Consider the following 12,019-nt stretch of genomic DNA (forward strand, 5'->3'; position numbering starts at 1 on the left):
GTTCTATCTTGTGGCATTGGACAAAAATCGTCCGACTGTATGCACTTTTTGTGACAAGCGGATGTTACTCCGCCTTGTTGGATTGGAAAACCGGGCATTTCTACTAAATTACAATAATATGACAACGATTTATCGGCAGCTTGACAGGGTAGAATCTCGCGCCATGCAAGCCATTCAAAGCCTTCCCGCCCCGGCGCTGCGCCGGATTCGCGGCGTACTGACCGATATCGACGGCACCATCACCACCGACGGCAGGCTGCCGGCGGCCACCTACATGGCGCTCGACCGCCTCAAGGCAGCCGGGCTGCACGTGATCCCGGTCACGGGACGCTGCATCGCCTGGGCCGAGATCCTGACGCGGCTATGGCCGGTGGACGCCATCATCGGCGAAAACGGCGCCTTCTACTCCCACCTGCGCGCGGGCAAGCTGGTGACCCGTTACCTGGACGACGCTGCCACCCGGGCCGACAACCTGGCTCGCATCCACGCGCTTGGCAAACGCATCGTGCAAGAGGTGCCAGGCTGCGCGCTGGCCTCGGACCAGGCCTGGCACGCCGCCGACCTGGCCGTCGACCACGCCGAGGACGTCGCCCCCCTGCCGCCCACAGCGGTCGAGCGCATCGCCGGGCTGATGCGGCAAGCCGGCATGACCGCCACGGTCTCGTCCATTCACGTCAATGGCTGGTTCGGTGATCACGACAAACTCAGCATGAGCCGTTTGTGCGCCGCGGAATTACTGGGCGCCGACCTGGATGCCGAGCGGGAGGAATGGCTGTTTATCGGCGACTCAGCGAACGACGCCAGCATGTTTGCGCATTTCCCGCTGTCGGTCGGGGTCGCCAACATCCGCGACATCCTGCCGCAGCTGCCGGCCAAGCCGGCCTATATCACCGAGGCGGCCTGCGGCGAGGGCTTTGCGGAAATGGCTGAACTTCTGCTGGCCGCGCGCGGCTGAACTGGCAACGGCGTGCAGCGCATAAAAAAACAGCCGGGCAAGCCCGGCTGTTTTTTTATGCGCTGCAATTACGGCCATGACCCGATTCAATCGAAGCCCAGCTCCTGCAGCTTGCGCGTGATGGTATTGCGGCCAATGCCCAGGCGCGTGGCCGCCTCGACGCGGCGCCCGCGGGTAACGCCCAGCGCAGCCTCCAGCACCGCCTTCTCGAAACGCCGCGTCAGTGCGTCCATGACTTCCGGCTGGCCGGACTCCAGCATGGCGCGAGCTTCCCCCGCCAGCAGGTGCTCCCAGCCCGCCAGCACGCTGGCCGCAGCCGAGCGGCCAGCGTAAGCCAGCGCGGTATCGGGCTCCCCGCCCAGGGTGGTAGGCGCGGCGCCGTAGTCGACGGCGTCATGGCCGTCGGCTTCGTCCGTCCTGCCCTCTGCCCGGAACTCCGCCTGGCGCGCCGCACCGGCACCGCCGCCCGGCGCCGTACCGGTGCCGATCATCTCGGCTGGCATGTCCTTGACCTCGATGGTCTGCGCAGGCGCCATCACGGTCAGCCAGTTACACAGGTTCTCCAGCTGACGCACGTTGCCAGGGAACGGCAGTGTGCTGACATAGGCCAGGGCCTCGTCCGACATGCGCTTGGGCTCCACGCCCAGTTCCTTGGCACTCTTCTGCAGGAAATGACGCGCCAGCAGCGTGATGTCTTCCGGCCGTTCGCGCAGCGGCGGCAAGCGCAGGCGGATCACGTTGAGGCGGTGGAACAAGTCCTCGCGGAACAGCCCTTCCTTGACACGCGTTTCCAGGTTCTGGTGGGTGGCTGCAATCACGCGCACGTTGGCGCGCAACGGGTTGTGGCCACCCACGCGGTAGAAGTTGCCATCCGACAGCACACGCAGCAGGCGCGTTTGCAGGTCGAACGGCATGTCGCCGATTTCGTCGAGGAACAGCGTACCGCCCTCGGCCTGCTCGAAGCGGCCGCGGCGCATGGTCTGCGCGCCGGTAAACGCCCCGCGCTCATGGCCGAACAGTTCCGACTCCAGCAGGTCCTTCGGAATGGCTGCGGTATTGAGAGCGATAAAGGGCCCGTTGGCGCGCGGGCTATGCTTGTGCAGCGCCTGCGCCACCAGTTCCTTGCCGGTACCGGACTCGCCGGTGATCAGCACTGTCACGTTCGATTGCGACAGGCGGCCGATGGCGCGGAACACGTCCTGCATGGCCGGCGCCTGGCCGAGGATTTCGGGCGCGTCGACCAGGCGGTCTTCGAGCTCCTCCTCGCGCAGGCTTTCCTGCAGCGCGCGGCGAATCAGTTCGACCGCCTTATCCACATCGAAGGGCTTGGCCAAGTACTCGAAGGCACCACCCTGGAAGGCCGCTACCGCGCTATCCAGGTCGGAGTATGCCGTCATCACGATGACTGGCAGCCCCGGATGCCGCGCCTTGAGCGCTTGCAGCAGGTCCAGGCCCGAGCCACCCGGCATGCGGATATCGGAGATCAGGACCTGTGGTTCGTCGTCTTCCAGCGCGGCCAGTACGTCACGCACGTTGGTGAAGCTGCGTGAGAGCAGGCTTTCGCGGGCGAGGGCCTTCTCAAGAACCCAGCGGATTGATTGATCGTCGTCGACTATCCAGATCGGCTTCATGTGCGTCGCTTGTCTGCTCGGTGTCATTTGGTCTTCCGCGAACCTGGCCGCACACTGCCGGCAAGCCGGTCGGCAGCAATCATTGGGGCAGTTCCAATTGCTGTCGCCGATGCGATCAATGCAGGGGCAGCAGGATACGGAAGTCGGTACAGCCCGGCCGGCTCTCGCATTCGATCAAGCCCTCGTGCTGCTGCACGAAGGTTTGAGCGAGTGTGAGACCGAGGCCGCTACCGCCATCCCTGCCCGACACCAGCGGGTAGAAGATGCGTTCGCGGATATCCTCGGGGATGCCCGGACCGTTATCAATGACATGCAAGTCCAATGCCAGCTTGAATAATCGCTTCGCTATGGTTACCTGGCGGGCCACACGGGTGCGCAGGATGATCTGCGCATCGCCCCGTGCGACGCGCTCCGCGAGTGCCTGGGCAGCGTTGTGGACGATGTTGAGCACGGCCTGGATCAACTGCTCCATGTCGCCGCGCAGGTCGGGCAGGCTCGCGTCGTAGTCGCGCACGATATCCAGCCCGGAGGGGAATTCGGCCAGCACCACCGAGCGCACGCGCTCCAGCACCTCGTGGATATTGAGGTCGGACACGATGTGCGGATGGCGATGCGGCTCCAGCAGGCGGTCCACCAGCGTCTGCAGGCGGTCCGACTCCTTGATGATGACCTGGGTGTACTCCCGCAGCGAACGGTCAGGCAACTCGAACTCGAGCAATTGCGCCGCGCCTCGGATGCCGCCCAGCGGGTTCTTGATCTCATGCGCCAGATTGCGGATGAGCTCCTTGTTGGCCGAGGTCAGGTCGAGGATGCGCTCCTCGCGATCGCTGCGGACCTTTTGCTCGTTGGGCAGCACTTCCACCAGTACCGTGTCGGCCGTGGCATCCAGCGCGCCGATCACCACGTGCGCGTGCATCGGCTCCTGCAGGGGCGGATGCAGTACCACATCCTGCCGGCGCGCGTCGAACTGCCGCGAAATCACGGTCTCGATCATGCTGCCGAGCTCTTCCGAAGCGCCGAACAGGTCTGCCAGCGACAGCTCCACCATGGCTTTGCGCGACACCGCGAAGCTGGCCTCGGCGGCGGGATTGGCGTAGACGATGCGCAGGCCGGGCTGGCGCACCAGCAACACCGGGTTGGCGACCACGTCCAGCCCCTGGTGGTAGGACACATCGCCCAATGGCAGCACCATGGCTTCAGCCTCGGCCGACGTGCCAGCCCCGGCCGAAGCCACCTTGCGCGAGACGCTGCGAATCAGGCGACGCATAATGCTAGTCCTTCAAATTGGAGAGTTCGCGCCGCAGCGAAGCGGCATTGGCCTCGCCACGCGCGATGTCGTCGCGCAACGTGGCGGTGCGGTCGAGGTACTTCTGGTAGTTACGTTCATTGCCCTGGCGCTCGGGCTGGCCGTTGTTGAACTCGGCGCGCAGCGCGGCCAGCTTGGCCTCCTCGCTTTGCAGCTCCTGCTCAAGCACCGCGCGGCGCTCGCCATCGCGGCTTTTCTGGGTAGCACTGTCGACGCGCGGAAACGCGGTGGGCGCAGTCGTGGGCCCGGCACCCTTGCCTGCCGAAGGGGTGCTCACGCGCCCGCCCGGCACCGTCGTGACTTCCGGCAGGCTGAGCCGCTTGCAGCCCTTGCCGCCGTTGCCATTGCGGTATTCAGGCACGCCGTTGGGGCCAGCGCAGACGTAGATATCCGACTGCGCCGGGGCCGGCCGGCTCCAGCACACCAGCACAAGCGCCAGCATGGCGCAGGCAGCCGCCGATACGTGCACGGGGGCACCGAACCGGTGCATCGGTCCAAGCGAGGAAAGCGGGAATTCGAGCGCGTCCATTGACATCAGCAGGGATGGTGGGAAAGGAGTCCCATTCTAGCGATCAAACCGGCGAACAAAACAAAAAGGGACAGCCGAGGCCGCCCCTTCCTGGTGCAACTGTTGCCCGGTCACAACCTGGCAACGCCCCGCCTTACAGCGAGTAGTACATATCGAACTCGATCGGGTGCGTGGTCATGCGGAAGCGGGTCACTTCTTCCATCTTCAGCTCGATGTAGGCATCGATCATGGAGTTGGAGAAGACGCCGCCGCGCGTCAGGAACTCGCGGTCGTTGTCGAGGTATTCCAGGGCCTGGTCGAGGCTGGAGCACACGGTCGGGATCTTTGCATCCTCTTCCGGCGGCAAGTCGTACAGGTTCTTGTCGGCGGCTTCGCCCGGGTGGATCTTGTTTTGCACGCCGTCCAGGCCAGCCATCAGCAGCGCCGAGAAGCCCAGGTACGGGTTCATCAGCGGATCCGGGAAGCGGGTCTCGATACGACGGCCCTTCGGGTTGGCAACGTACGGAATACGGATCGATGCCGAACGGTTGCGAGCCGAGTAAGCCAGCTTGACCGGTGCTTCGAAGCCCGGCACCAGACGCTTGTACGAGTTCGTGCCCGGGTTGGTCAGGGCGTTCAGCGCGCGAGCGTGCTTGATGATGCCGCCGATGTAGTACAGCGCGAATTCCGACAGGCCAGCGTAGCCGTTGCCTGCGAACAGGTTCTGGCCATCCTTCCACACGGACTGGTGCACGTGCATGCCCGAACCGTTGTCGCCAACGACCGGCTTCGGCATGAAGGTAGCGGTCTTGCCGTAGGTGTGGGCAACGTTCTGGATCACGTACTTTTGCAGCTGCGTCCAGTCGGCGCGCTGCACCAGCGTGCTGAACTTGGTGCCGATTTCGTTCTGGCCCTGGCCAGCCACTTCGTGGTGGTGAACTTCCACGGGGATGCCCAGCGATTCCAGGATCAGGCACATTTCCGAACGGATGTCCTGGAAGGTGTCGATCGGGGCAACCGGGAAGTAGCCGCCCTTCTTGCCCGGACGGTGGCCGCTGTTGCCGTGTTCGAACTCCTTGCCCGACGACCACGGTGCTTCTTCCGAGTGGATCTTGACGGAGCAACCCTGCATGTCAATGTTCCAGGTCACGCCGTCGAAGATGAAGAACTCGGGTTCCGGGCCGAAGAAGGCGGTGTCGCCCAGACCGGTGCTCTTCAGGTAAGCCTCGGCGCGCTTGGCGATGGAACGCGGATCGCGGTCGTAGCCCTTGCCATCCGACGGCTCAACCACGTCGCAGGTCAGGATCAGGGTCGGTTCTTCGTAAAACGGATCGACGTTAGCGGTATTCGGATCCGGCATCAGCAGCATGTCCGAAGCCTCGATACCCTTCCAGCCGGCGATCGACGAGCCGTCGAAAGCGTGGCCGCTCTCAAACTTGTCTTCATCGAAGTGCGACACGGGTACCGACACGTGCTGCTCTTTGCCTTTGGTATCGGTGAAACGGAAGTCGACGAACTTGACGTCGTTTTCCTTCACCAGCTTCATCACATCTGCAACGCTGTGGGCCATGCCTATCTCCTGGAAATTCGGCTGAATCTAGAAAAGCCATTCTTGCGTCGATCTGCGCTGTGCAACGCATCAAAGACGTTTGCATCAATACAAAGATCGGCCACGAAAGGGACGAGGAATGTTAGCAGAAAGCATGCCAAGGCAACCCCCTAGTTACCCCTGCGTTCCCGAAAAAAGTGCAGCCAGACGACGCGATACGGGGGCCCAGGCGCGTTTCGGGTGCCGCATATGGCATACGCATAAATCCGTTCGGCATCCGCCTCATTCCGGGAACGCCAGCAACCCTCCCCGGCCTGCGCGAAAATCACCAACTTTGTGCATGAGCGCGTCACATTGCTCTATTTTGGTGCCTAAGCACCAGATTGGAACAATTTGGTGCAAACCGAGCGCCGTTGCCTGCTTGCGGTGCAAGATCCTGCTACCAACATGCCGGCGGTGCGCGACCAAGCTGGCGTAACCGATGCCGCTAGCCGCCGTTCGCGGCCAACAGCCGCCGGCGAGCACGTCCGGCACGCTAGAATAGCCGGCAGCCTCCGCCAGATGCCATTTCACCCACCGATTTTGTCACCCAGATGACCACCCGAGACGACCTACTCCAAGCGGCGCGCGAGCGCCAGCAGCAAAACCAACTGCCGTACTTCGGCGCCCTCTCCCCGCAGGAAGCTTTTGCACTGCTGCAGGGCGATCCGACCGCCGTGATGGTGGACGTGCGCACGCAAGCTGAGCTCGACTGGATCGGCGCGCCGGACCTGCCGGAAGCCCAATCGGCACATGTGGAATGGAGCAGCTATCCGGGCGGTGCGCAGAACGCCGCCTTTATCGCGCAACTCAAGGCCCGCGTGCGCACCGATGTGCCCGTGCTGTTCCTGTGCCGCAGTGCGGCACGCTCCAAGCACGCTGCCAGCGTCGCCACGCAAGCCGGCTATCAGTTCGCCATGGACGTGCTGGAAGGCTTCGAAGGCGCTCGCGATGAACAGCACCACCGCAAGACGGTGGAAGGCTGGTGCTTCCGCGGCCTGCCCTGGCACGGCGCCTGAAGCTCGGAAGCGCGTAAATCGCGCAAATCACGTACATTGCGCAAAAAAAGCAAAACGGGACAGCATGGCTGTCCCGTTTTTTCATTGCACCGACCACGTCTCCGCCGCCAAGGGCTCAGTCCCCTGCCGGATCTCCCGGGCGCCGCGCCGCAACCTCCACCAGCTCGAAGCCCATCGCCCGCACGCCTTCGCGCAGCATGGCATAGGCAGGTTCGACCAGGTCAGCCAGGCCCTTCACACCCAGGTCGATGTGGCGGCGCGCATAGAGCTCGCCGCGCTTCGCGTCGCCCACCGACGGCAGGCTGAACACGCGGACGCCTTCGAAGGCGGCCTCGACCCGCTCCATCAGCGGCGTCAGCGTGGATTCCGGCGCCTCGAACACCAGGAACGACCGCTCCACTTGCACCGCCTGATGAAACAGGTGGGAATAGCAGGTATCCAGCACCCACTCCATCATCGGCCACGCCATGACCGGGAAGCCAGGCATGAAATGATGGTCGGCCACGGAAAAACCGGGGATGCGGTTGTAGCTGTTCGGGATGATGCGCGCGCCAGCGGGGAATTCGCCCATCTTGAAGCGATGCTGGTTCTCCGGCACGTTCAGGTCGGCCTTGGCGGGATCGCCCGCCGCGGTCTCCGCGATCCGCAAGGCGATCTGCTCGCGGGCATCCGGATGCAGTTCCAGCGGCACGCCGAGCGCCGCCGCGGCGCACTGCCGGGTGTGGTCATCGGGTGTGGCGCCAATGCCGCCGGTGCAAAACACCACATCGTTGCCCGCGAACGTGCGGCGCAGTGTGGCGGTGATGCGCGCGCGCTCATCGCCCACGTACTCCGCCCAGTCCAGCGCCAGCCCGCGCGCCGCCAGCAGTTCGATGGCACGGCGCATATGCTTGTCTTCGCGCCGCCCCGACAGAATCTCGTCACCAATGACGATCAGGCCGAAACCCATGATGCCCTCGCTTCAGGATTGTTCAATGCGCCGTACATCGGACGGCGCCAGGTCGATAACGTCCACCACCGGCGCTGCCGCGGCGGCCGCGGCAGCGCGCTCGGCGCGCAATTGCTCCAGCGCGCGCAGGCAGAAATGGCCAAACCACAGTGCCGAGAAAATAAAGATCAGCACATACAGCCACAGCGTGCCCGCGAGCACGAACGGAAACAGGAAAATCAGCGCCGCCGAAGCCACCCAGATCAGCGTCGGCGCCGAGCCCAGCAGGCCCACCGCCACGCCAATGGAGAGCAACGACATGCGATGGCGCTTCATCAGCGTCTTGCGCTCCTCTGGCGTGGCATGCTGCGCGAGCGCGTCGTAGGTCATCACGCGATAGGTCAGCCAGCCCCACAGCAAGGGTGGGATCAAGGCAAAGAAAGGCGGGATCAGCCACAGCGGCAGCGTCACCAGCGCCAGCAACAGGAACACCAAGGTGCTGCCCAGCGCCTGGAACACGCTGCCCACCATGCTGCCGCCCTTGGCCTTGACCAGGTCCGGATAGCTGCGCTCCAGGTGCCGCACCGCGGCTGGCACCGAGAACAAACTGATAAACACCAGCATGGAAGCAATCACCAGCGGGATCATCAACGCGATCACAAACAACGGCGCCACCACCGTGCGCAGGGACTGCAAGCCGAACCAGTCGAGCGCGCCGTAGATCCAGCTGGTCAGCACCGACGTCTCAAGCACGCCGCGCGCGGCCGTCATGATCGGCTCCCACCCCCACAGCAGCAGGCCACCCCACAGCCCGGTGGCGAGCAGGAAAGGAATGACGGTAAGCATCAGCATGCGCGGATGCAGCTGGCTGATCAGGGCACGGCCTAGCGCGCGAAAAATATCGTTCATGCAGTGAATTGGGGTTCCACAAAGGCGGGGACAACTAGACTAGCACACGTCATAAGTGCCGCGGGGGACGCGTGCACCGCTCGCGCAAGACGGCAGGGCGCGGCGCGCGCGCCTTGCGGGGGAAAGCGCGCTCGCGGGGCTGCCACGGCAGGCGCCCCGCCGCTTCAGCCGAGCCGCAACAGGCGCTTGATCCCGTACCACTGCTGGGACAGGAACCCAGCGCCGTAGTCGCGCCCCTTGCCTGCCGGTGGCGGCATCTGGTCCCGCACACCGGTGGGGTAGTAAGCGTCGGTGAACACGGCGGTGCGGAACAACATGTCCCACCAGGGAAAGATCACGCCATAGTTGCATCCGCCCAGCTTGGTGGGCCGGCCGATGGCTTCGTGGCCAACGCCAACCGCATGATGGGTGCGGTGAAAGCGCGGCGAGACCAGCAACCGCTCGCCCCACGTGCCAAAGTGCAGGCGCAGGTTGGCATGTTGCAAGCTCTGCAGCAGTTGCGACAGGGCCACCAGCATCACGTACTGGGAAGGCTCCACGCCCACCGCCAGCGCCGCCACCGCAAACACCACGTCGCGCAGCATGTCGTCGAGCAGGTGGTTGCGGTTATCGCTCCATAGCGTCATCTGGCGCTGGCTGTGATGCAGCGAATGCAGGCTCCACCACCAGCGGTAGGTATGCGAGAGGCGGTGGTACCAGTAGTCGAGCAGGTCGAACAGCAGCAGGTAGATAAAGAAGCTGACCAGCGGGCTCGACGTTACCGCCGGCCACCAGTCTTCCACATTGACCCGCTGCCAGCCGAGCAGGCGCAGATGCCCTTCCAGCCCGTCCATCAGCGGACCGAGCAGGAAGAACATGGCCAGCCGGAACAGGCCGAGGCGATGCACGACGGTGTAAAGGATGTCGGTGCGAATGGCGGCGCGGTCGGTCACGGCTTCGACCGGGCGCAGCTTTTCCAGCGGCCCGAGGATCAGCACCATCACCACGATCTGCACCAGCCCGACCAGCAGCCATTCGGTGCCGGTGAAGGCGTCCTCGGCATAGCCGCCCAGCCCAAGCTGGTAGACCACCGGCAGGATCACGTCCTGGAACAGCGTGGCTTCAATCTGGCCGATCCAGCCGTTGAGCAGGTCGAGCATCAGCGGCTCCCGGCTGCTTGCCCGGCCACCGTGGCGGACTGCCCGCGCAGCCAGTCACGATAGGCGGGATGCTCACGCAGCGTGGCAAAGCAGAAGCCCTTGTGCTCCAGGCCGCTGATCAGCGGCTCGAGCACGCCGGGCGCCCAGGGATCCTTGCGCGACCAGATGCCGAGGTGCGCCATGGCGATGTCGCCATCGCGCAGGTCGCGCAACGCGCGCTCCAGCAGCGCCTTGTTCGGGAAACGCTCGGACGAAAGCTCGTCACCCAGGAAGCCGGCCGGCGCCCAGGCCACGTGCTTGAACCCGCACTGCTCGGCCCATTGCAGCGTCTGCGGCGCGGTATGGCCGCCCGGTGCCCGCCACAGCGGCGACATGGTCGCGCCGCTGAGGCGCTTGAGCGCCTGCGCGCTGCGGTTCAGCTCACTACAAAAGCTCTGCTGGTCCATCGCCACGTCCTGCCCCGCATGCGCGCCGAACTGCGCGCGCATGGTGACCTTGCCGTCGCGTACGCCGCGCAGGTAGACGTGATCGAACGTGTGGCTGCCAAAAACATGGCCATCGGCTGCCAGCGTCTTCCAGTACGCGGCCCAGCCCGGGTCGAGCGAGCTGTCCTTGTTGATGGTGGGTTCGTTGGCGAGGAAGAACGTGGCCTTGATATGGTGCCGGCGCAGCGTATCGGCGATCAGCGCCGCCTGGCTCATGCTGCCGGTATCGAAGGTCAGGTAGAGCGTGCCGGCGCGGCAGGCCTGGGGCGCGGCGGCAGGCACCGGACCCGCCGAACTGGCCGGCCCGGCGGCCAGCGCCAGTCCGGTGGCTGCAAGCCCGGCAGCCACCGCGCGGACCAAGGCGCGGGGCAACCGGGGCTGCGAATGCTTGCTCATGATGCCTGTCCTGATTTCCTGTGACTGCATTGGAGTGGCGGCGGCCATACTAGTTCGATGCCGCGCCCGCCATGGCGTTCCCGGACGGGCGCCCTCTCTCAATAAAGCGGCGCGCGGGTACGGAAATAAATGCCGTGCGGCGAGCGGCCCACGCGAATGGTCTTGACCAGCTTGCGGCTGGCCACGTCGATCAGGCCCACCGAACGCGCCCAGCGGAAGCTCACCCACAAGGTCTTGCCGTCGGCGGTCAGCTCCATGTCATCGGGGCCAGCCGGCAGGCCGGTGATGTCGCCAACCTTGGCCAGGGTCTGCTGGTCGATGATGCTGATGGTGCCGGAGACCCGGTTGGACAAGAACAGATGGCGCTTGTCGCCCACCGCGCGGAAATTGTGCGCGCCCTTGCCGGTCTGGATCTGCTTGACCACGGTGCGGGTATGCCAGTCGATCACGGCGACGTAGTCGGCACCGGTCATGCCCACCAGCAGGTATTTCTGGTCCGGCGTAACCCACACGCCCGCCGGCGCCGAACCGGCGTTCATGCGCCACATCACGGTCTGCGTGGGCAGGTCGATGGCGACCACCTCGTTGGAGTCCTGCAGCGTGACAAAGGCAACACGGCTGTCGGCGGTAAAGGCGATATGGCTCGGTGTCTTGGCCAGCGGCAGTTGCTTGGCGATCTTGAGCGCCTTGCCGTCCCAGCGATACACGTCGACGCGATCGAGGCGGTTGCCCGTGGTCAGGAACCACTTCTGGTCGGGCGAGAAGCCGATCTGGTAGGGATCGTCGATATTGGGCAGGCGCTGCTGGACCTTGCCGGTGACCGGGTCGAGGAACACGAGGTCGTTGCCGACCGCATTGGCAACGATCAGCGATTTGTCGTCGGGCGTGGCGATCAGGTGGTGCGGCTCCTTCCCGATCGGGAACGTCTCCAGCACCTTCTGGGTGTCCTTGTCGATCAAGGTGACGGTAGCATCACCCGAATTGAGCACCACCACCACTTCCGCCAACGCCGGCGCCGCTACCATCCCCAGGGCCAGGGTGCCGATGGCGGCAAACCCGGAAACTACACGACGCAATGCGAGCATAAGACTGTTAAACAATGACTTAATCGACCATTCTAACGTTTTCGGACTGCGATCCGATGACCTGGCGCAA

Annotated in this window: 11 protein-coding genes; 2 read left to right on the top strand and 9 right to left on the bottom strand. The window is 64.5% G+C overall.

Going from position 1 to position 12,019, the window contains the following annotated elements; genetic code table 11:
- Positions 1-163: 163 nt before the first annotated feature.
- Entirely contained in the window at positions 164-955 is a 792-nt protein-coding gene (locus RR42_RS12975) for an HAD-IIB family hydrolase (RefSeq protein ID WP_043347380.1), read from the top strand.
- Between the two features lie 86 nt (positions 956-1,041).
- On the opposite strand, the gene ntrC is transcribed toward RR42_RS12975, so the two are convergent.
- From ntrC to RR42_RS12995, 4 genes are all read right to left on the bottom strand, one after another.
- A complete protein-coding gene (ntrC, locus tag RR42_RS12980; protein ID WP_043347382.1) occupies positions 1,042-2,586 on the bottom strand; it encodes a nitrogen regulation protein NR(I) in 1,545 nt (514 codons plus the stop codon).
- A 115-nt stretch (positions 2,587-2,701) separates the two neighbouring features.
- Complete coding sequence (glnL, locus tag RR42_RS12985) at positions 2,702-3,853, bottom strand: nitrogen regulation protein NR(II) (protein WP_043347386.1); 1,152 nt, start codon at positions 3,851-3,853, stop codon at positions 2,702-2,704.
- 4 nt (positions 3,854-3,857) lie between these two features.
- On the bottom strand, positions 3,858-4,421 hold the full coding sequence (locus tag RR42_RS12990; RefSeq protein ID WP_043347387.1) for a hypothetical protein: 564 nt from the start codon (positions 4,419-4,421) through the stop codon (positions 3,858-3,860).
- Positions 4,422-4,554: 133 nt separating this feature from the next.
- Entirely contained in the window at positions 4,555-5,970 is a 1,416-nt protein-coding gene (locus tag RR42_RS12995; RefSeq protein WP_043347388.1) for a 3-hydroxylaminophenol mutase, read from the bottom strand.
- Positions 5,971-6,542: 572 nt separating this feature from the next.
- Between RR42_RS12995 and RR42_RS13000 the strand changes: the two genes are divergently transcribed.
- Positions 6,543-7,007 (top strand): rhodanese-like domain-containing protein, encoded by a 465-nt coding sequence (locus RR42_RS13000; RefSeq protein ID WP_043347389.1) that lies wholly within the window; start codon positions 6,543-6,545, stop codon positions 7,005-7,007.
- Between the two features lie 115 nt (positions 7,008-7,122).
- Here the strand turns inward: RR42_RS13000 and RR42_RS13005 are convergent, their stop codons facing one another.
- The 5 genes from RR42_RS13005 to RR42_RS13025 all read right to left on the bottom strand — a co-directional run bounded on the left by RR42_RS13005 (position 7,123) and on the right by RR42_RS13025 (position 11,889).
- Positions 7,123-7,956: a competence/damage-inducible protein A gene (locus RR42_RS13005; RefSeq protein WP_043347392.1), complete on the bottom strand. Its 834-nt coding sequence runs from the start codon at positions 7,954-7,956 to the stop codon at positions 7,123-7,125.
- Positions 7,957-7,968: 12 nt separating this feature from the next.
- Complete coding sequence (locus RR42_RS13010) at positions 7,969-8,844, bottom strand: EI24 domain-containing protein (protein ID WP_043347396.1); 876 nt, start codon at positions 8,842-8,844, stop codon at positions 7,969-7,971.
- Between the two features lie 164 nt (positions 8,845-9,008).
- Positions 9,009-9,983 carry a sterol desaturase family protein gene (locus RR42_RS13015; RefSeq protein WP_043347397.1) on the bottom strand — a complete coding sequence of 325 codons (975 nt, stop codon included), beginning with the start codon at positions 9,981-9,983 and terminating at the stop codon, positions 9,009-9,011.
- Positions 9,983-10,864: a polysaccharide deacetylase family protein gene (locus RR42_RS13020; RefSeq protein WP_043347400.1), complete on the bottom strand. Its 882-nt coding sequence runs from the start codon at positions 10,862-10,864 to the stop codon at positions 9,983-9,985. The genes RR42_RS13015 and RR42_RS13020 overlap by 1 nt, the downstream gene beginning before the upstream one ends.
- Positions 10,865-10,962: 98 nt before the next feature.
- Positions 10,963-11,889, bottom strand: a complete 927-nt coding sequence (locus RR42_RS13025; RefSeq protein WP_419188886.1) for a cytochrome D1 domain-containing protein — start codon at positions 11,887-11,889, stop codon at positions 10,963-10,965.
- Positions 11,890-12,019: the final 130 nt, after the last annotated feature.

It is taken from the genome of Cupriavidus basilensis (genome assembly GCF_000832305.1).
Lineage (GTDB): Bacteria > Pseudomonadota > Gammaproteobacteria > Burkholderiales > Burkholderiaceae > Cupriavidus > Cupriavidus basilensis_F.